This window comes from Nocardia rosealba, assembly GCF_020216065.1.
GTDB lineage: Bacteria > Actinomycetota > Actinomycetes > Mycobacteriales > Mycobacteriaceae > Nocardia > Nocardia rosealba.
The window spans coordinates 146,986-166,850 of the sequence record NZ_JAIWNA010000010.1 but is presented as its reverse complement, the minus strand read 5'-3'; the positions used below and the strand labels follow the sequence as shown (position 1 = coordinate 166,850).

General features: G+C 66.0%; 20 protein-coding genes. 12 read left to right on the top strand and 8 right to left on the bottom strand.

The genetic code is table 11. The annotated features are described in order from the left end of the window. Positions 1–189 precede the first annotated feature (189 nt). A complete protein-coding gene (locus tag LDL21_RS27980) occupies positions 190–576 on the top strand; it encodes an SgcJ/EcaC family oxidoreductase (RefSeq protein WP_225282427.1) in 387 nt (128 codons plus the stop codon). Here LDL21_RS27980 and LDL21_RS27975 read toward each other — a convergent pair. Further along, the gene (locus LDL21_RS27975) at positions 555–1,058 is read right to left on the bottom strand and encodes a hypothetical protein (protein ID WP_225282426.1); all 504 of its coding nucleotides are present in this window, start codon (positions 1,056–1,058) and stop codon (positions 555–557) included. The two genes, LDL21_RS27980 and LDL21_RS27975, sit on opposite strands and share 22 nt — an antisense overlap. A gap of 73 nt (positions 1,059–1,131) precedes the next feature. Here LDL21_RS27975 and LDL21_RS27970 point away from each other — a divergent pair, with 73 nt between their 5' ends. After that, positions 1,132–1,599: an NUDIX hydrolase gene (locus LDL21_RS27970; RefSeq protein ID WP_225282425.1), complete on the top strand. Its 468-nt coding sequence runs from the start codon at positions 1,132–1,134 to the stop codon at positions 1,597–1,599. 63 nt (positions 1,600–1,662) lie between these two features. Here the strand turns inward: LDL21_RS27970 and LDL21_RS27965 are convergent, their stop codons facing one another. From LDL21_RS27965 to LDL21_RS27955, 3 genes are all read right to left on the bottom strand, one after another. Then, complete coding sequence (locus tag LDL21_RS27965) at positions 1,663–2,949, bottom strand: SMI1/KNR4 family protein (RefSeq protein WP_225282424.1); 1,287 nt, start codon at positions 2,947–2,949, stop codon at positions 1,663–1,665. Positions 2,950–3,106: 157 nt separating this feature from the next. Beyond that, positions 3,107–3,508, bottom strand: a complete 402-nt coding sequence (locus LDL21_RS27960; protein ID WP_225282423.1) for an SgcJ/EcaC family oxidoreductase — start codon at positions 3,506–3,508, stop codon at positions 3,107–3,109. After that, positions 3,505–3,915: a hypothetical protein gene (locus LDL21_RS27955; protein ID WP_225282422.1), complete on the bottom strand. Its 411-nt coding sequence runs from the start codon at positions 3,913–3,915 to the stop codon at positions 3,505–3,507. The genes LDL21_RS27960 and LDL21_RS27955 overlap by 4 nt, the downstream gene beginning before the upstream one ends. A gap of 87 nt (positions 3,916–4,002) precedes the next feature. Here LDL21_RS27955 and LDL21_RS27950 point away from each other — a divergent pair, with 87 nt between their 5' ends. The 3 genes from LDL21_RS27950 (at position 4,003) to LDL21_RS27940 (ending at position 6,869) form a co-directional block, all read left to right on the top strand. After that, positions 4,003–4,821 (top strand): helix-turn-helix domain-containing protein, encoded by an 819-nt coding sequence (locus LDL21_RS27950; protein ID WP_372462233.1) that lies wholly within the window; start codon positions 4,003–4,005, stop codon positions 4,819–4,821. A gap of 291 nt (positions 4,822–5,112) precedes the next feature. After that, positions 5,113–5,691: a hypothetical protein gene (locus LDL21_RS27945; protein WP_225282421.1), complete on the top strand. Its 579-nt coding sequence runs from the start codon at positions 5,113–5,115 to the stop codon at positions 5,689–5,691. Between the two features lie 149 nt (positions 5,692–5,840). Continuing rightward, positions 5,841–6,869: a hypothetical protein gene (locus tag LDL21_RS27940; RefSeq protein ID WP_225282420.1), complete on the top strand. Its 1,029-nt coding sequence runs from the start codon at positions 5,841–5,843 to the stop codon at positions 6,867–6,869. Positions 6,870–6,949: 80 nt separating this feature from the next. On the opposite strand, the gene LDL21_RS27935 is transcribed toward LDL21_RS27940, so the two are convergent. Next, the gene (locus tag LDL21_RS27935) at positions 6,950–8,497 is read right to left on the bottom strand and encodes a carboxylesterase/lipase family protein (protein WP_225282419.1); all 1,548 of its coding nucleotides are present in this window, start codon (positions 8,495–8,497) and stop codon (positions 6,950–6,952) included. A 676-nt stretch (positions 8,498–9,173) separates the two neighbouring features. Here LDL21_RS27935 and LDL21_RS27930 point away from each other — a divergent pair. The 5 genes from LDL21_RS27930 (at position 9,174) to dmpG (ending at position 14,609) form a co-directional block, all read left to right on the top strand. Continuing rightward, positions 9,174–10,211 carry a ferredoxin--NADP reductase gene (locus tag LDL21_RS27930; protein WP_225282418.1) on the top strand — a complete coding sequence of 346 codons (1,038 nt, stop codon included), beginning with the start codon at positions 9,174–9,176 and terminating at the stop codon, positions 10,209–10,211. A gap of 16 nt (positions 10,212–10,227) precedes the next feature. Continuing rightward, positions 10,228–11,637 (top strand): MFS transporter, encoded by a 1,410-nt coding sequence (locus LDL21_RS27925; RefSeq protein ID WP_225282417.1) that lies wholly within the window; start codon positions 10,228–10,230, stop codon positions 11,635–11,637. Positions 11,638–11,764: 127 nt separating this feature from the next. After that, positions 11,765–12,550, top strand: a complete 786-nt coding sequence (locus tag LDL21_RS27920) for a 2-keto-4-pentenoate hydratase (protein ID WP_225282416.1) — start codon at positions 11,765–11,767, stop codon at positions 12,548–12,550. An 83-nt stretch (positions 12,551–12,633) separates the two neighbouring features. After that, entirely contained in the window at positions 12,634–13,542 is a 909-nt protein-coding gene (locus LDL21_RS27915) for an acetaldehyde dehydrogenase (acetylating) (RefSeq protein ID WP_225282415.1), read from the top strand. A 38-nt stretch (positions 13,543–13,580) separates the two neighbouring features. After that, positions 13,581–14,609 carry a 4-hydroxy-2-oxovalerate aldolase gene (gene dmpG, locus LDL21_RS27910; protein ID WP_225282414.1) on the top strand — a complete coding sequence of 343 codons (1,029 nt, stop codon included), beginning with the start codon at positions 13,581–13,583 and terminating at the stop codon, positions 14,607–14,609. Between the two features lie 13 nt (positions 14,610–14,622). Here the strand turns inward: dmpG and LDL21_RS27905 are convergent, their stop codons facing one another. Beyond that, positions 14,623–15,381 (bottom strand): SDR family oxidoreductase, encoded by a 759-nt coding sequence (locus tag LDL21_RS27905; protein WP_225282413.1) that lies wholly within the window; start codon positions 15,379–15,381, stop codon positions 14,623–14,625. Between the two features lie 120 nt (positions 15,382–15,501). Next, on the bottom strand, positions 15,502–16,479 hold the full coding sequence (locus LDL21_RS27900) for an NAD(P)-dependent alcohol dehydrogenase (RefSeq protein ID WP_225282412.1): 978 nt from the start codon (positions 16,477–16,479) through the stop codon (positions 15,502–15,504). Between the two features lie 124 nt (positions 16,480–16,603). Here LDL21_RS27900 and LDL21_RS27895 point away from each other — a divergent pair, with 124 nt between their 5' ends. Beyond that, entirely contained in the window at positions 16,604–16,963 is a 360-nt protein-coding gene (locus LDL21_RS27895; RefSeq protein WP_225282411.1) for a winged helix-turn-helix transcriptional regulator, read from the top strand. A 172-nt stretch (positions 16,964–17,135) separates the two neighbouring features. Next, positions 17,136–17,399, top strand: coding sequence for a helix-turn-helix domain-containing protein (locus LDL21_RS27890; protein ID WP_181696390.1), 264 nt, complete (start codon positions 17,136–17,138; stop codon positions 17,397–17,399). 55 nt (positions 17,400–17,454) lie between these two features. Here the strand turns inward: LDL21_RS27890 and LDL21_RS27885 are convergent, their stop codons facing one another. Further along, positions 17,455–19,863, bottom strand: a complete 2,409-nt coding sequence (locus LDL21_RS27885; RefSeq protein WP_225282410.1) for an MFS transporter — start codon at positions 19,861–19,863, stop codon at positions 17,455–17,457. Positions 19,864–19,865: the final 2 nt, after the last annotated feature.

Below are 19,865 nucleotides of genomic sequence, written 5' to 3'. Positions count from 1 at the left end.
ACCCCCGAATCGCCAGGCTCTCCCGGTGAGCGGGCGATGCGCCGAGACTTCCCACCTACTGGGAGCGGCCGTGTCGATCTGCCCCGATCCAGCGGGTGTCGGCCATGTGAGCCGGCTCGCCGAGCTTTACCTGAAGCGCAGTTCAGGTAATAGCTTGGGCGCAACGTGTAAAACCGACTGGGAGAAGTGATGACGATCGATGCGGCAGTGCGAGTACTGGAGCGGTACGAGGGAGCGTTCAACTCCAACGATGCGGAGGGGATGAACGCATTGTTCTGGGACGACAGCACTTTCGTGAACTTCAGCGGCAACGTGGCCGCCGACCGCGACGAACTGCTGACCAAACAACGTTTCGTGTTCGGCGTGGGCGGTCCACTCCACAACATCAATGTGCAGTACCACCTCGAAAAGACGATCGAGCTGACACCGACATTCGTGCAAGTCGTTGCGCGTCAACGCACACGAGACAGTGCCGATCCGGCGCAGGACCCGATGCACGGCGTGGTCATCTTCACCCTCGAACAGCGCGCGAGTGAATGGCGCATTCGCACCGGTCAGAACACCCCGGTGCAATAGCAACGCGACCGGCCGTTCCCGGCCTGATGCGACGGGACTGGGAGGGGCGCACTTCCGCCCGAGTGCGGCTCGCTCCTCTCAGCCTTGCCGTTGTCGATCCTCGCGAAGACGCTGGATTGCCCTCCTGATCGACACCGCCCGATCAGCGCCGGATCTTTACGCTGTTCGAAGTCGACGAGCCGACCGGCGGCGGAGTGATTGCCCATCACCATGGCGAGAAGGGCCTTCATGTCGTCGGCCGAGGTGGTGTTCGCGGGACGGCTGGTTTCCGGCGCGGCAGTCTGGTCGGTCTTGGTCGCTCGAGCGCCGTCGACGTCTCCCTGGCCGAGCGCAGATGTTGCATGAGCCTCGGCGAACGAAGGTCTGTGATCCTGCGGCTGTTCAGCAGGCTGAGGTCCTATGCCGGTAACCGGTGGCAGCGTCCCCATTTCCACACCGGTCCCGGACCGGGCATAACGGCAATGCGTACGGCAGTCGATCATCGCGGCCACCATCACTGCGAACGGCGAATCCCACGGCAGGAGGCCGCGCGGGCGCGGAGATAGAGTTCAGCGGGTGACTTCGAGAATCGCGGCATACGGCGTCTGCCTTGATCATGATCGGGTGCTGCTTGTTCGCCATGTCGCCGAAAGCGGCGAAACCACCTGGACGCTTCCAGGAGGTGGGGTCGAGCAGGGAGAGGATCCCTTCGATACCGTGACCCGCGAGCTTGCGGAGGAGACCGGCCTCGACGGCGTCGTCGAACGACTACTCGGAGTGGATTCGAGGGTGATTCCGGCACATGAGGCCCACTCGGGGGTAGAGCACCAGAACATCGGCATCTTCTATCTCGTCCGCGTCACCGGCGGCCGCCTCAGAGCCGAATCGAGCGGGGCCACTGTCGAACCGACCTGGACCCCGATCTCCGAAATCGCCTACCTCCGCCGATCATCGCTTGTCGACTCCGGCCTGGCTCTGGCACAAACCCTCCCGGCGACCGGCCACGTCACGTCCACCCCGGTCGGCGGTCTGATCCAGCATTGAGCCAGTGAGTTGCCGCCCGGGCGGTACAACCACGGAAAGAACTGATTTCGCCTATCTCGTGGTTCAGCGGCCACCACGCGGACGACTCAGCAACGCACGACCGCGTTCCGGGGTCAGGCTGTACGCCAGCGCAGGGTCGGCGAGCAGGGCGACCGGGGCGATGTGATCGGGAGTGCGGGGCTGCCAGTGCGTCATCGCGGTCCCGAGCGCATCCCACAGTGCTTCTGGGTCGGAGTGGTGTTGTGCGAGCGCCTTTCGTACTGCGGCGTCGAAGGCTTGATTGCCGTAGGTAAGCCGGTAACCGGGCTGCTGTACCCGTGCCCTGTACTCGTCGATAGCAGGTCCGATCTCGAGCCCGGGGTCGTTTTGCGCGTTTTCCAGGAGCTGGGCGATATCGAGGGCGGAGACAGGTGAGTGCTTGTCAGCGGCGTGTTTCTGGGCGAGTTCGAGGGCGTGGCGGTGTCCGGTGAGTGCGCGTTTTGCCAGATATTCGGCAATGTCGAGGGCGGAGCCGTACCAGGGTTCTTTATGCGCGTGCTGGAGGAACATGCACGGCAGAAACTCGTCGGTGAACAGCGGACTGCGGAAGAATCCGTCCGGGACCGGCGTCGAAGGTAGCAGATGCGAAAGGATCCGGGAGTAGTCGTATGGAGAGGAAGTGGTGAGGAACATCTGGAGCTGGGTTCTCAGGACGGTGGCGCGCGGCTGGCCGAAATTCTGGGCCTTTTCCAGGGACACCATGGCTTTGTCGAGGTCCCCGGAAAGGGCTTGATCTCGAGCCTCTTCGGCCACCGAAGCCCAGTTGTCACGAGTTCTGCCCGCAGGCTGACGCAGTCGATGGAAGCCTTGGTACAGCGATTTCATGAGTGCGGTGAACGATGGATACCGCTGCGGAAATTCACTCCAGGCAAAGACGCTATAGGCGGCCCACTCGCCGTCTTCGTCGCGGTCGGCCGGGTCGAGGAACAGAATCCCGACGTCGGCGTGCAACGAGATCAACAACCCGCGACTGAATGGGTTACCCGGCGCATCACCTGGGGCTTCGGTGATCAGGTCGGCCCAGGACTCCCAGTTGGGTTCGAGATCACGCAGCCACCCCAGGTTTGTGGTGTCACGCATCTTCCACACGAACTCCCCGGCATGGCGCCATCCATCGGTGGTCAGCAGGAAACTGCGATACGAGGGTGGCAACCTCAGGCCGAGACGCTGCTCGACGGCTGCGACGTCGGCCTGGGTGGCCGCGGGATAGCCGAGCCAGCGCTGCTGCACCACCTCGGGATCCAGGTCACCGGGATCGCAACTTGCAATCCATTCCTCACTCCAAAGCTCCAGCCACGGCCTCCAATTCATTCCATGCACGCTACGGACAGGCTCCGACACACTTCGTGCTGACGGCGTGGATTTCGACGAGCCGCCGGCGGCTGAGTAGGGCGCGCCCGTTCATAGTCGACCGACCTGGGGCATGCGGGCCACGAAGACAACGCGAACGCACTGTCATCTTCCCGACTCACTGTGGGAACTGGCTGATCCGGGTGTTCTGGAAGGTGGTGAACAGCCAAGTTCCAGTGTGGCGCACCGCGACTCGGGTCTGGATGGACCGGGCATCGGGCGGCGCGGTCGCGCCCGGCGGCGTGGGCCGATCGCCAACGGTGACCAACACCGCGATATTCGGTGCAGGGAAGCGCAGCGTGGTGGTTTCGGGTTCGGCCATGCGGGTGCCTCTCATGAACCCGTCGAAGCCCTCCTGCATGACGGTGGCGAGTTCGGTTCGGCCCTGGATGCGTTCCCCGATTACCGAGACGAAATCGGCGTCGGGGGTGAATGTGGCGGCGAAGGCGGCGCCGTCACCTGCGGCCCAGGCGTCCATCTGCGCGCGCAGCAGGGCGAGGACGGCGGTTTCGTCGGTCATGGCGTCACCGGTCCCCGTCGATGCAGGCCCGCGGACTCGAGGGCGGCGAAACTCGCGACGAATGCTGCGCCCGCGAGCATGAAGACCCGGCCCCAATTCGTCAGCGGAATCAGATCGATCACAGCGAGCTCGACCATGAGTACCGCCGACAGGGCGTTGACCGCGACAACGACGGCAGCCAGGCGAGACGGTAGCCGAGGGTGGCGCGCGATGAGCAGCAGTGCCGCGGCGCCGCCCAGCATGCCGACGCCGAAAGGGACCGACCAGGAAGTCGGCAAGCCTAGCGGTTCGCGCAACAACGGGGCGGTGGCCAGCAGAAAGGTGCCGAATAGCCCGGTGCTCCAGCCGTCTACCCGCAAGGCGGTGCGCAGGCCGGGGCCGGCTTCAAAGGTGGTCATTGTGGTCATGGCGTCGACGTTGCCAGCGGCCGGTCATCGGCTCAATGACCTCCGAGGTCATGGCACCCGGTCGCGCCGGACCGATAGCGTGGCCGAGTGACGCGTTCGATGCAGGAATCCCCCGTCGGCACACTGTTGAGGGATTGGCGGCAGCGACGGCGGCTGAGTCAGTTGGAGCTCGCGCTGGCCGCCGACAGTTCGGCACGGCATCTGTCCTGCGTCGAGACCGGGAAGGCCAAGCCGAGTCGTGCCATGGTGCTCAAACTCTGTGATGTCCTGGAAGTTCCGCTACGCGAACGCAATACGGTGTTACTCGCGGGCGGATTCGCTCCGGAGTATCGAGAGAGCAGCCTGGACGACGCCCATCTCGCCGCTGCCCGGGCCGCGCTGGACACCATGCTGACCGCGCACGAACCCTATCCGGCGGTAGCGGTTGACCGGTACTGGAATGTCGTTGCCACCAACCGCGCGATGGGCCTCTTCTCGAACGAGGTCGACGACCAGCTGATGGAGCGACCCAACGTCTACCGCCTGGCCCTGCACCCCGGCCCGCCCGATGCCGCCACACACATGGTCAACCACGGTCAGGTCAGGGAACTCCTGCTCGAACGACTGCTCGGCCAGGTACGGGCGACAGGCGACCCGATCCTGCGCGCGCTGTACGACGAGGTCTCGCAGTACCCGGTCCCGTCGCACACCGAACCGGATCCCAGTGCGCCCACCCCGTTCGCGGTGCCGCTACGCATCGCCACCCCGCTGGGCGAGCTACGCATGTTCAGCACCATGGTCACCTTCGGCGCACCCTCAGATGTCACGCTCGCGGAATTGGCCATCGAATTGTTCTATCCGATGGACGAATTCACCGCGGACACGCTGCGCACGCTCTTCACCGCAGATCCCGCAGCCCACCCCTGAACGCTCACACCGTGGTCGAGTCCGCCACGCGCGGGAGGCTGAAATCAGCGCCCGCACTGGGCGCCTCGGTGCGGGGAGGCGCGGACCCTAACGCGATCACCACATCCCGGTTCAGCATCGAGATGTCCTACTTGCCCATCCCTGTGGCGTTAGGCCGAACCCACGACCGTCAATCGCCGCTCCGGTGCCGGCCCGGACACTTCATATTCGGCAAGGAGTTGATCAGGGCTTTTCCGTGGCGCGCTGCGATAACGAATAGTGCCTGCTAGACCTGAGTCCTATGGTCTAGGAATGGCTCTCGATGCTCGATACCAGGCGCTTCCCTACGAACCACTGCTTGAACGCGCGATGCGTGATCGTGAGGCCGCCGAGAACGCCATCCAGTTTTTCCGCCGCTTGGCTACCACCGATGGTGCCGATTCGCGGTACTGGAATGACCCGATCTGGGTGGAGCTGGCCCCGATCGCTCGTCAGATCGTAAGCCAGCGGCCCGACATTCTCGACCGGACTTTCTCCACGCGAGCGTGGGATGCGGCGTACTGGTTGCTTTCACCCAACCGCCGGAACCAGGAGGAGCGCAATCCAGTCGGGTTGGCCGAGATCGCAGTTTTCGGGGCGGAGTCCCTCGCTTCGGGTGCGACTGCCGGGCAAGGAAATCGGCTTCGGTTTGTGCGCCCGACTACTGCGCGAACCATAGCTGATTATGTGGAGAACAACCTGGAGATTACCGCACATCTGTTCGATGGTGAAGCGATGGAAGCAGCCGGTGTCTATAAGGGACCGTGGGACCGCGACTACCTTCTCGATCAGTTGGCCGGTATGCCGAGTTGTATCGACTTACTGCCGACCTGGGCGAATGCGTACTGGTAGTACTCGACTGAACCAGCACTCCGTCAAGCGATGAGTGTGCCGCGCTCGACTCGTGAGCGGATGCCTCCAGAAGCCCCGGCCCGCACGTCACGACGAAAAATCAACACACGAGGAAGTGACCTGTCTGCGCCCCGGGGCACGATGTCGGCATGTCAGGAAATCTCCCAAGCCTGAAAGACACCCTCGTCGCCGGTCTCACGCTCCCGATCAGCGACGTCGAGCGAGAAGCTGCGCGCACCCCTCCCTACTCGATACCGGCTGCCGTGGTCCCCATCCGCGACCGTGTCCTCGAGGAACTCGTCAGCCGTCTCCCGAGTGCGGGAGACGAGCCGCCGACGGTGACTCGCGTGCTGAGCCGGCCTCGGGACTACCGATTCGAGGTACAGATGCTCGCTTGCAGCCAGCGTCTCTTCGAATTCGCAGACGCGACTTGCGCATTGATCGCGGTCGACGCACTGACCTCGGACGAGGTCGACAGCATTGCCCCGCTCCTGCCCGAGTCATGCGGGTTTCGTCGGCAGCAGGTGTTGAACCGGATCGCCGCCGGCGATCTGGCCGGCGCTCGTGCGCTCGCCACACGCATAGACGACGGATACGCCTGGCGCGCGTACCGCGACATCGGCTTCGCTCTTGCCGACCGAGGCGATGTCAAAGGCTTCTTCGCCGACTGGAAGCGATACGCGGCCGGGCAGGACCGTGCGGGCATGGCCCTGCTCAAAGAACATCTGATCGCGGGTGTCGCTCGACACCAGGACTGGAACGCGGCGGTGACCGTCGCAGCGAACAAGCGGATCGGACCTAGTTTTGTCTGCCACGCGTTTACCGGATTCGTCGACGCCGCCGACGTCGACGGACTATGGGAGGTGCTGACCGGTGCTGCCCAAGGCCTCCTGCCAGAGCTCGGCGAGTTGGCCCTGCTTGCCGCCACGATCCGTCAAGCCACTCCGCACAATCCCGAACGCAACCACCCCCTGCTGGACACCGTCGTGGACCGCCTCATCGCGATCGACCCCACTGCCGACAAGGCCGTTATGCGTGGCCGTGACAGCGAGCTTTTCGCCTTGTGGCCGGCCATCGGCGAACAAAGCACGCTCGACCGGGTCCGAAAAGCAGTCCGAACACCTGGATACAAACGGGAACTCACCACCCTGCCGCGAGAGATGTCGCCCAGCAGGTGACGACTACATCGAACCTGTCCGAGCTGATCGAACATCGACAGTCACGACCTCCCGAGGATGAAGCATTCGGTTCGTCCGTGTCAGGCGTGCAGCGAGGCCCAGAAGTCGATGCGGTGCTCATCGTCGAAGTCGATGTTCTCAGCCCCCTCGGAGGAGAGGCTGCGGACTTCGGTGCCGGCCTTAGACGGCTCCCATCCGCCGTCCGCGTCGGGGTCGCCGGTGCGGGCGAAGGTCGACCAACTCCCGATCATGAGGTCGGCCAGCCGTTCATGGTCTTCGCGCACCGATTCGAAGAACGGGGTGTCGAACAGGAAGGCGCAGTCGACCATATGGTAGGCGTCGAGACCGAAGCCCGGGTGTTCGACGTGGGTGAAGTACGGGGCGTCGGTCACCGACAGCTCGTAGGTGAAGGCCGGTACCCGGTCGCCCAGTGCCGTGCGGGTCCGTACGAGCCCGCTCGCCCACTCGGCGTCGGTCAGTACCCGGCCCAGCGCTTTGACGGGCAGCTCGAACTCGCTGGCCGGGTACTCGGCGGCGATCGCAGCAGCCCGGTCGCCGAAGTTCTCCTCGAGCGCGGCGAAGTAGTCGGCTTCGGTCTCGATACCCAGGGTGGCCGCGTACGGTTGGAGCTCGTCGCTATTGATGCCGTGCAGAATCGGGACGCGGTTGAAATCGCCAGACGCCAGCGCCTGGCCAGTCGGGACGGGCATGACGGAGCCGCCGACAACGGGTTGGACCTCCATCAGCTGGTCGGCCTGGGAAACCAGGTCAGCGACATCGGCTTTCCGCAGGCAGGCCGCCATGTCCGTTTCGGAGATACCAGGGCACAGGGTGTCGGCGACAGCGGTCGCGGTCGTCCGGCCGTCTTCGCGGCTCGTCGCCCAGTCGGTGGCGCAGTTCGCGCTCTGCATGATGACCTTGTCGAACAGTCCTGCCGAGTCGGCGGAGGTGAGGTGGGCGCAGGAGTCGTAGCCGCCGCCGCTTTCGCCGAAAAGGGTCACGTTGCCTGCGTCGCCGCCGAACGCCGCCGCATTGGAGTGGACCCACCGCAGGGCGGCCCGCTGGTCCTGGAGACCGTAGTCCCCCGAACGGATCTCGCCGTCCGCTCCGTCGAGGGCGGGGTGGGCGAGACTGCCGAACAGGCCCTGGCGGTAGCCGACGGTCACGACCATCACCTCACCCCCGGCGACGAGGCGAGAGGGGTCGTACTGCGCGGCGGCGCCATAAGTGTTGCCGCCGCCGTGGAGCCACACCATGACCGGCAGGTCCACGGCACCCGAGTCGGGGACGTACACGTTGAGGTACAGGCAGTCCTCGCTGGTGGAGGGGATACCCGGCATGCCCATCACGGATTCGCCCTGGGCACAGGCGGCGCCGAATTCGACGGCCTCCCTGACACCATCCCACGGCCGGGCATCTTCCGGTGCCGCCCAGCGCAAGTCACCTACTGGTGGGGTGGCGTAGGGGACACCGCGCCAAGAGCGGACACCGACTGAGACCGTGCATTGGAGCTGTCCGTGGTCGGTGGCGACGAGGGTCGATGCGGCGGCGGGTAGCGGGCTGGTCATGCAGGCAGACAGGAGCACCGCGGCGGTGAAGGTCGGGAGAGCGAAGGCTCGTATTCGCATGATCCGACGGTAGAAACCCACGGCCAGCAAACACATTCGACCGTAGTACTGCAATACCGCAGTCCATCAGGCCGGAGTACGAAGCTCGGATCAGCCGCAAGTACTGACGCCTCGCCATGTTGATGGGCGGGATCTACCTGGCTGCGACGGGTTTTCGCCTTCGCTGGCATCGACTGACCTCCGTGACCCTGCAACTCCCACCCGGCCTCCCCCTCTGACAAAGCAAGTGGGCAGCGGCGCGCCAATCAGATCTTCGACCCCTCCCTTGCGTGTCGCCGCTCGCCGTGAACTCGTCATGCCAGCGCATTGTCCGCAGCTCCTGCCACATGGAGTGTGGAGATCGTGCGACTCGCTGGGGTCGGTGTCACCCACTACGTTCGGCTTGCGCAGGCCAGTCGCAACCATTCCGCGGATGTGGTGGATGCGGTCGTCCCCGTCGGACTGTCCTACCGACGAGCGTGAGTATCTCGCCGATCGCGCTTTTCACATTCGTGGCCATCCGGCTGGCCCACCTAGTAGCCCGTCATCTCCTCACGGTCGGCTCCCGGCCAACGCCCGATCTCCCGGTGAGCGGGCACCGTGACGCGATCTCCCGACCACCGGGAGCCGGGGCTGTCAGGGCGGCGCGGGGCTGGGACGGTCGTGGCGACGTGTTCGCGAGCGTAGGAGGTCATCGGTGACGAGGGCGAGTGTCGGCGTGGCGCTTGGTGCGCGGGTGGTGACGCTGCGGGTTGCGGCGGTGGTCGAGGAGACTGCTGAGGCGCGTTCGTTCGTGTTCGAGGTTCCTGAGGATGTGAAGGAGCGGTTCGGGTATCGGCCCGGTCAGTTCCTCACGCTGCGGATACCCGGGGAGCGGCCGGTGGCGCGGTGTTATTCGTTGGCGAGTTCGCCGTTCACGGGGGAACCGCTCAAGGTGACGGTCAAGCGCACCGATGGTGGGTATGGCTCGAACTGGTTGTGCGACAACGTATCCGCGGGCGACAGCATCGACGTGTTGCCGCCGACCGGCACCTTCACGCCGGCGTCCCTCGACGAGGATCTGCTGCTGTGGGCCGGGGGCAGCGGGATCACGCCGGTGTTGTCGATCTTGGTCTCGGCGCTGGTCGGCGGCCGGGGCAAGGTGGTGTTGTTCTACGCCAACCGTGATCGGGAGTCGGTGATCTTCGATCGGGCGCTTGCCGAACTCGTGCGGCGATACCCGGAGCGGCTCACGGTGACCCATTGGCTGCAGTCCGAACGCGGTCTGCCGGATGCCGGTTCGCTGGCCGACTTCGCCGCGCCGTATGCCACCTACCACTCGTACCTGTGCGGTCCCGCCCCGTTCATGGCCGCGGTGACCGAGGCGCTGGCCGATCGTCCACGAGAGCGGGTGACCAGCGAGGTGTTCGTCTCCCTGTCGGGTGACCCGTTTGCCGAGCCGGTACCCGTCGCCTCCGACGACACAGCCGCCGACGTGGACGTGGAGCTCGACGGCACCGTCCACGCACTGCGCTGGCCCCGCGACCGCACGCTCGTCGACGTGATGCTCGCCCGCGGACTCGATGTCCCGTACTCGTGCCGGGAAGGTGAATGCGGGTCGTGTGCCTGCACGGTGCTCGACGGCGAGGTCGAGATGGGCAGGACCGGCGTGCTGGACGACGACGACATCGCCGCCGGCTACATCCTCGCGTGTCAGGCGCGCCCGCGCACCGGCACTGTCCGCATCCGCTTCTGATCCCGGAGGGTGCGCTGTGGCTATTGATACCGCGCGGGAATCGGTCGGGTTCGGATCCGAGCGTGGGCCGGTGCTCGTCTCGCTGATGCTCGCGACCGGGCTCGTCGCCCTCGATTCGACGATCCTGGCCACCGCGGTGCTCGCGATCACCGACAGTCTCGGCGACTTCGCGCTGTTCCCCTGGTTGTTCTCCAGCTACTTGCTCGCCCAAGCCGTCACCGTTCCCGTCTACGGCGCGCTGGCCGACACGTTCGGCCGAAAACCGGTCATGCTGTTCGGGATCGCGGTCTTCGCGCTCGGCTCGCTGCTGTGCGGGCTGGCGAGCAGCATGCTCGCGCTGATCGTGTTCCGCGCGGTGCAAGGGCTAGGTGCGGGCGCGATCCAGCCGACGACCATGGTGATCGCGAGCGATCTCTACACCCTGGCCGAACGTGCCACGATCCAGGGTTATCTCGCCGGGGTGTGGGCGGTGGCATCGGTGACCGGTCCGCTGCTCGGCGGCATCTTCGCCGACTACCTCGGCTGGCGCTGGATCTTCCTGATCAACCTGCCGCTGGCCGTGCTCGCCGGGTGGATGCTGGTGCGCGGCTTCCACGAAACGGTGCCTCGGCGGCAGTCCCGCATCGACTATGCCGGGGCGTTCCTGCTCACCGCCGGTGCGAGTGCGCTGGTCCTCGGCCTGCTCGAAGGTGGTCGCGCCTGGGCGTGGGATTCGCCGACAGGCATCGGCGTGTTCGCCGGAGCCGCACTGCTGCTGACGGTCTTCGCCGTGGTCGAAACCCGTGCCGCACAGCCGATTCTGCCGCTGTGGATCTTCACCCGGCCGGTGGTGCTGGCGAGCACGGTGGCAGCGATGCTCGGTGGTGCGCTGCTGTTCGGGTTCACCACCTATGTGCCGATGTTCAACCAGGGGGTGCTGGGGACCGGCGCGCTGGTTGCCGGGCTCGTCACCGGTGCGCTCACGCTGGGTTGGCCGCTGTCGGCCGCGCAGGCGGGAAAGGTGTACCTGCGCTTCGGTTTCCGGGCCTGTGCGGTGTCGGGCGCTTGTGTCGCGACGATCGGGGCCGCCTCGACCTTGCTCATCGATGAGAACTCGGCGCTGTGGCAGGTGGCCGCATCGTGTTTCGTCGTCGGTGCGGGAATGGGGCTGGTCGCCACGCCCACGCTCATCGCGGCGCAGACCGGCGCCGCCTGGTCGGAGCGGGGTGTGGTCACCTCGGCCGCGCTGTTCGCCCGCTCGCTCGGTAGCGCCGTCGGCGTCGCCGTGTTCGGCGCGATCGTCAATGCTCGGATCGCGGGGACCCCGGCTCCGGAAAAGCTCGCCGGGGCAATACATCTCGTGTTCGTCGCTATCGCCGCGATGACGGTGGTCATGGTCGTTGCCTGCGCATTCATGCCTCGCCGGGCCGACACCGCCCAGCTGTGAGCACAGCTTTCCCAGGATCCGGGAAGACCACCGAATTTCTTTCCGGCCAGCGGGAAGCGGACCGTTCGGCTGCCCTCCTGCCGAGGAGCATGGGCTGCATGATCACCACGACAAGGACGGAGGCAGCATGCTGAGCCCCACCGTGCGCAGCGAGGTCGCGGACGAGTTGGCCCGCGCTGAACAGGATCGGGTGGCCGTGCCGCCGCTGGTCGACCGGTACCCCGGCATCGACGTCGTCGACGCCTACGAGATCCAATTGCTCAACATCCAGCGCAGGCTGCGCGACGGCGCCCAGGTCGTCGGGCACAAGGTCGGGCTGTCGTCCAAGGCGATGCAGCAGATGATGGGCGTCGACGAACCCGACTACGGACACCTGCTCGCCGAGATGGAAGTCTTCGAAGACGTCCCCGTCGACACCGCCCAGTACCTGCTGCCCCGCGTCGAGGTTGAGGTCGGGTTCGTCCTGGGCAAGGACCTGCCCGGCGAGGACTGCACCGAAGCCGACGTGCTGGCCGCGACCGTCGCCTACGCACCCGCGATCGAGTTGATCGACTCACGGATCACCGACTGGAAGATCGGGTTGGCCGACACCATCTCCGACAACGCCTCCTCGGCCGGATTCGTCCTCGGCAAACAACGCGTCGCCCCGGCCGATATCGACATCACCGCCATCGACGCGGTCCTGACCCGCAACGGTGAGGTCGTCGCCGAAGGCCGCAGCGACGCCGTCCTCGGTGACCCGCTGATCGCGGTCGCCTGGCTGGCACGCAAGGTCGCGACCTTCGGAGTGCGCCTCAAAGCCGGTGACATCGTGCTACCCGGCTCCTGCACCCGCGCCATCGACGCCCGCCCCGGCGACGACTTCCACGCCGAATTCACCGGACTCGGTTCGGTCCGTTTGCGTTTCGCCTAGGCCGCGCTACCTCTCCGCCGCTGAGTCGACGCGGCAATCCAGTACTTCGCCGGTTCGCCGGCCCAAACTCGAGGAGGCTTACCGTGGCCAACGGGAAAGTCACAGCCGCGATCGTCGGATCCGGCAATATCAGCACCGATCTGCTCTACAAACTGTTGAGGTCGGAGTCCATCGAACCCCGGTGGATGATCGGGATCGACCCGGCCAGTGAAGGGTTGAAGCGGGCTCGTGGGCTCGGCTTGGAGACCTCGGCCGAGGGTGTCGACTGGTTGCTCGCTCAACCGGAGAAACCCGACCTCGTTTTCGAGGCCACCTCGGCATATGTACATCGCGCCGCCGCACCTCGTTATGCCGAATTGGGTATTCGGGCAGTCGATTTGACTCCGGCTGCGGTCGGGCCGGCCGTTGTGCCACCGGTCAATCTCGCGTCGCTGGTCGATGCGCCGAACGTCAATATGATCACCTGTGGTGGGCAGGCGACGATTCCGATCGTGGCCGCTGTCTCGCGAATCGTTCCGGTGCCCTATGCCGAAATCGTGGCCTCGGTGTCGTCGGTGTCGGCCGGACCCGGAACCCGCGCCAATATCGATGAATTCACCAAGACGACCAGCCGTGGTGTCGAAACCATCGGTGGCGCCCAGCGCGGCAAGGCGATCATCATCCTCAACCCGGCCGAACCGCCGATGATCATGCGCGACACCATTTTCTGCGCGATCCCCGACGACGCCGACCACACCGCGATCACCGACTCGATCCACCGCATGGTCGCCGACATCCAGCAGTACGTACCCGGCTACCGGCTGCTGAACGAACCCCAATTCGACGAACCCTCGGTGATCTCCGGAGGCCTGGCGAAAGTATCGGTGTTCGTGGAAGTCGAAGGCGCGGGCGATTTCCTGCCGCCGTACGCCGGCAATCTCGACATCATGACCGCCGCCGCCACCAAGGTCGGCGAAGTCATGGCCGATCAGGTACTCGCCGCCCGCGTGTGAGCGCGCATCCCTCCGCCCCGGCCTCGTTAGGAATTCCCATGCCGTACTCCGCTGATCTCGACATCCGTATCACCGACACCTGCCTGCGCGACGGGTCACACCACAAACGTCACCAATTCACCACCACCGAGGTCCGCGATATCGTCGCCGCCCTCGATGGTGCCGGTGTTCCCGTCATCGAAGTCACCCACGGCGACGGACTCGGCGGTTCCTCGTTCAACTACGGATTCTCCAAAACCCCCGAACAAGAACTCATCAAAGCCGCCGCCGAAACCGCCGAGCAGGCCAAGATCGCCTTCCTCATGCTGCCCGGCGTCGGCGTCAAGGAAGACATCAAGATCTCCCAAGACAACGGTGCCTCCATCTGCCGCATCGCCACACACTGCACCGAAGCCGACGTCTCGATCCAGCATTTCGGCTACGCCCGCGACCTCGGCCTGGAAACCGTCGGATTTCTCATGATGTCGCACACCCAACCCCCGGAGGCGCTGGCGAAACAAGCCCGCATCATGGCCGATGCCGGCTGCGAATGCGTCTACATCGTCGACTCCGCGGGCGCCCTGGTCCTCGAGCAGGTCTCCGACCGTGTGGCCGCCCTGGTCGCCGAACTCGGCACCGACGCCCGGGTCGGCTTCCACGGCCACGAAAACCTCGACCTCGCTGTCGCCAACAGCATCTACGCCATTCGCGCGGGCGCCACCCAGATCGACGGCAGCGCACGCCGCTTCGGTGCGGGGGCGGGCAATACCCCCGTCGAAGCCCTCGTCGGCGTCTGCGACAAACTCGGGATCAAAACCGGCATCGACTTCTTCGCCATCGCCGACGCCGCCGAAGATGTCGTGCGTCCGGCCATGCCGCAGGAATGCCTCCTGGACCGCCAATCCCTCATGATGGGCTACGCGGGCGTCTACTCCAGCTTCCTCAAACACGCAGAACGCCAAGCCGAACGCTACAACGTCTCCGCCGCCGAAATGCTCGTCCGTGCGGGCGAACGCAAACTCGTCGGCGGCCAGGAAGACCAGCTCATCGACATCGCCCTCGAACTGCAACGCCGAGCCACGGTGTAGCCGCACACGGTCACTACCCGACGGCACTCGAGGTGAGATAGTCCGCGCCGCCGACATATACCGTCCGCCCGTCGGCGTCGTCGGACTCGGCCGCGGTCACGATCGCCGCGGCGAAATCCTCGACAGTCGGCAACGGGCCCGCCGCACGGCGTGACGCGACACTGCTCGCGTCACGCCGTTCCAGCAGCCGGACGATGATCGTGCCGTCGATCATGTCGCCGGACACCACGGTGAAACCAACTCCCCGCGAGCGGAATTCGGGCATCAGCGCGCGCAGGGCATCCTCACCCGCGCGCTTGCTCCGCGCGATCGGTGCGTAACCCGCAGGCACATCGGGCTTCTCGTGAATGAAGTGCGCCTGATGGCTGGTGACGAACACGATGCGTCCGCCCGAGGGCATCAAGGGCAGCATCGCCTTCGCGAGATCCACCTGAGCGTCCCGATTGAGGCGCAGCGCGTAGCCGGGGTCCGCGTCACGCTCGAGACCGCCGGAAGCATTGAGCACCAACACATCCAGCTGACCATGAGAGCGCTGGATTTCGGCCGCCATGGCCGCGACTTCATCGGACTCCGACACATCCGCGCCGATCGCTGAAGCACTCCCGCCGGTCGTCACGATCTCTCCGACGACGGTCTCGGCCCGCTTGCGTTTCTCCCGGAAGTTCACGAGCACGTGCGCACCGATCGCACCGAACTGTCTCGCCGTCTCCGCACCGATTCCGCGCGAAGCCCCGGTCACCAGCACCACCCGCCGCGCCGTCGATTCCACCATCGTGCTCCTTCCGCCCGCATGCTTCTGATTCAGAAGCAACTATCGTGCTTCTGAATCAGAAGTGCAACCGGCGGACGATCTCGACGCCCGGTAAAACCCTGCTCCGCCTGGTGATTCGACCTACGCGGCGACGGTGATCACGATCTTCGCCCTGGCATGTTCGGACTCCATGTAGCTGATGGCTGCGGGCGTCTCGGCGAGTGGGTAGGTCCGGTCGATGGCCGGGCGTACCTGACCCGACTCGATCTGTTCGCGGAGTTCTGTCAGCGACTCGGGACTCTGCTGAGCCAGCGGGCCGCGGATCGACGGTTTCACGAACGGCCGAGCCAGCTGGCCGAGCGCGAGCAAGCCGACAGGACCGAACAAGCTGCCACCGTCGAAGTTTCCGCCGCCGGACAGGACGAGGGTGCCGGTGGGTTCGACCAGGCGAAGGAGTTCGCGTAGCCCCCGCGTGCCCGCCAGGTCGAGAACGGTGTCGTAGCGGCCGGTTACGGTCTCGCGGGTGTAGTCGATGACATGTGCGGCGCCGAGTGCCCGTGCCGCCTCCACATTGCGGGTGCTGCACACCCCGGTGACCTCGGCACCCCTGGCCCGGGCGATCTGGACCGCGAAGGTGCCGACCCCTCCGGAGGCACCGATGATCAACACCCGGTTTCCGGCGTCGACGTGACGCAGGCAGGTCAGGGCGGTGTTGGCGGCCAGTGGCACGGCCGCGGCTTCCTCGAAGCTCAGATTCTTCGGCTTTTGGTCGAGGAGAGCGCGCGGCACCGCGAGGTACTCCGCGAACGCACCGCTGACCGCCTCCCCGAACACCTCGTCGCCCACCGCCACATCGGTGACCCCGTCGCCCACCGCCTCGACTGTCCCCGCGAAATCCCCACCCTGCACCGGATTCGCCGGCCCCTTGCGACGGAACACCGACCGATCCATCCACCGCGCGATCTTCGGATCCCCCCGCATCACATGCCAATCGCGCGCATTCACCGACGCCGCACGAACCCGAACCAGCACCTCCCCCGCCCCCGCTTCCGGGCGCCCGACATCGGCCACCGCCAACATCGCCGACGACCCGTAAACCCGCTGCACGATTGCCTTCACCTCGACAACGCTAGGCGTCACGACCACCCGCACACATCGGGGAACTCCCCGAGGTATTCCGGATTCAGGACCCCGTCCGATCGCCCGAATGCTTCTGATCCAGAACCAGCTATCGTGCTTCTGAATGAGAAGCGCAACCGGCGGTGACGAGACCGCAGAACCCTCCGCGAAGATCGTGGCCGCGATCGACCTGCTCGGACAGCGGTGGATGCTGCGCGTGATCTGGGAACTCGAGCCCGGCCCCCTCGGCTTCCTCGACCTGCGCCGCCGGATGGGCAATTGCTCGTCGAGCATGCTGTCCGACCGCCTCCAGCAACTGCAGTCAGCGGGCCTGACCCGCAAGAACGGACCGCGCGGCGCCTACGAACTCACCACCGAGGGCGCCCTCCTGGCCGAGTCCCTCCAGCATGTCTGGGACTGGGCCGAACAATGGACACCCACCGGCGACGGTAACGGCCGAATCCCCTGGCGTCCCACCCGCTAGGTCATGGGCAGTTGATCACCACGCTGTGGTGGCGGGGTGTTTCCCGAGTGGCGGCCGCCACCACAGCGTGGTGATCGCACGTCCAGGATGTGCCGCGACGACCTGGGACGGATCAGCGCCGTCAGGGGCACCTTCTTGGCGGCTCGGTGAGTGAGCACTTACCATCGGGGGCATGGTTCGTCTTCCGCTCAGTCCCGCCCAGGTCGAAGCCGGGCGTCGGCTGGGTCGGCGGTTGCGGACGGCCCGGGGCGATCGGGAACTCAACGAGGTCGCCGGGCGGGCAGGTATCTCTCCCGAAACCCTGCGCAAGATCGAGTCCGGGCGCATGCCCTCCCCCGCATTCGGCACCATCGTCGGCCTCGCCGAAGCACTCACGATCCCGCTCGCCGAGCTGGCCGAGGTCTACCGCGCCGAGCAGATCGCCGAATCCGCCTGAGCTGTTCCGGTTCGCGCTCGCTGATGGCGAGGCGCTGGAACCCTCGAAATACCGACTACCGGCGATGCATCGATTCTTCGTTGTCGTATCCCAGGGTGACGTCGTGGGTGATCTCGCCGCGGGTGACTGCCACCTGACTCGCCACCGGTGGGTACCCGCGCGCGACGACCGTGTACTCCCCCTCGGGCAGGTCGGGCACGAGGTAGCGGCCTTTGTCGTCGGTGCGGGTGGTGGCAGCCGGGTCGCCGCTGGAATCCAGGACGGTGATCTCGACATCCGCGACCGGGCGGTCGCCGTCGACGCAGGCCGAACCCGTCAGGATCGCCATCGGTTCCAAGTCGATATCGCGGTGCAGTGAGCCGGTTTCGGGCACGGTCAGGGCGACGGCCGTGGGGCGCATATGGTCGGCCACCGCGACCAGGGTGTAGGTGCCGCTGACGACATCACGGCAGACGTAGGTACCGTCCTCGCCGGTGATCGCCGCCCCGACCACCTCCCCCTCGGGATCGGTCAGGGTCACCGTCGCACCCCACAGTGGTTCTCCGCGCCGCGCCGAACGCACCACGCCGGTGAGCTCACCCGCCCCGGTGAGCATCAGGTCGACGTGCTGGGCCCGCTCCCCGATCGACACGCTCACCGCCTCGGGTTGATGCCCAGCGGCGGCCGCGATGAGGACATAGTTGCCCGGTCGTGGTGCCTCGATCATGTAGGCGCCGTCGGCGTCGCCGTTGCCGCGCGCCACCTGGTGACCGTGCTGATCGATCAGCGTGAGCGTCGCCGAGGGAACCGGGCGGGCATCGTCACGGCGCAGCAGACCCGCGATCACCCGGCCCGTCGCGCCCGGCCGCAGTTTGCCCGCCATCTCGTGCGCGTCATAGAGGCTCACGTCCCGTAGCTGGGCACCCTCGTCGGCCTCGTCGGGAACCGGATCCTCTTGCAGCGGAATCTCTTTCATGAACACCAGGACCAGGCAGGCGACGATCGCCAGATCGGCGGCCAGCAGGAACACGGTGTGCATCGAGTCGGTGAAACCCTCGAGGATCGGGATCCGCAGGTGGTCGGGCAGGGCGGCGATGCCGCTGGTGTCGCTCTGCAAAGCCTCGAGCCGGGCGGCGTCGAAACCGGGCGGGAGGGCGCCGCCGAACGCGCCCAGGATGGAACCGGGCAGGCGATCGAACAGCACGGTGAGGAAGACCGCGACGCCGAGGGTGCCGCCGAGCTGCCGGAAGAACGTGGCCGCCGCCGTCGACACACCCATCTCGGTGCGCCCGACCGCGTTCTGCGCGGCGATCACCAGTGTCTGCATGCAGCCGCCCAGCCCGAAACCCATGATCGCGCTGTAGGCAAGCGGCTGCCACAGCGGACCGTCGTAGGTGATGCGGGCGAACAATCCGCAGCCGATGGCCAGGATCAGTGCGCCGAGCACGGGCAGCACCTTGTAGCGTCCGCTGGCCTTGGTGATCAGGCCCGACAGCTGGGCGCCGACCATGATGCCCAGCACCAGTGGCAGCATCAGCAGCCCCGCCTCGGTGGGCGAGAAACCGCGCACCACCTGCAGGTATTGCGGAACCATTGTGATGGCCCCGAACATGGCGACACCGATGAGGAATCCGCCGAGAATGGCGACGCTGAAGGTGGAGTTGCGGAACAACCGCAGCGGAATCAGCGCGGCGTCCTTCATCAGGAACTCGACGATCACGAACACCAGCAGCCCGCCCGCGCAGATGCCGTAGCAGAGCAGCGATTTCGGGGACGTCCAGCCCCACAGCCTGCCCTGCTCGGCGACGATCAGCAGCGGCACCACCCCGACGACGAGCGCCAACGCGCCGAACCAGTCGATCCGGCTGCGCTGCCTGGTATGCCCGACGTTGAGCACCCGCCACACCACCAGGAACGCGAGCAGACCCACCGGCACGTTCACCAGGAAAACCCAGCGCCAGCCCTCGATACCACCGAGGCTCTCGTAATCGGACAGGAACCCGCCGACCACCGGGCCGAGCACCGTCGCGATGCCGAAGACCATGAGGAAATAACCCTGGTAGCGGACCCGTTCGCGGGCGGGCACGATGTCACCGACGATGGTGAACGCCAACGACATCAGCCCGCCGGCACCGAGCCCCTGGAACGCGCGGCACCCGGCCAGTTGGTACATGGTCTGGGCGAAGCAGCAGGCCGCCGAACCGACGACGAACAGCGCGATCGCCACCAGATAGAACGGTTTACGACCGTAGATGTCGGCGAGTTTGCCGTAGAGGGGCGTGGTGACGGTCGCGGTGATGAGGTATGCCGTTGTCGCCCAGGCCTGTTCGTCGAAGCCGTCGAGACTGTTCGCGATCCGCACGATCGCGACGCTGACGATGTTCTGATCGAGTGCGGCCAGGAACACCCCGAGTAGCAGGCCGGACAGAATGGTGAGTGTCTGGCGGTGCGTGAGGCGTGGTTCGGCGACGACGGTATCGGTCATGG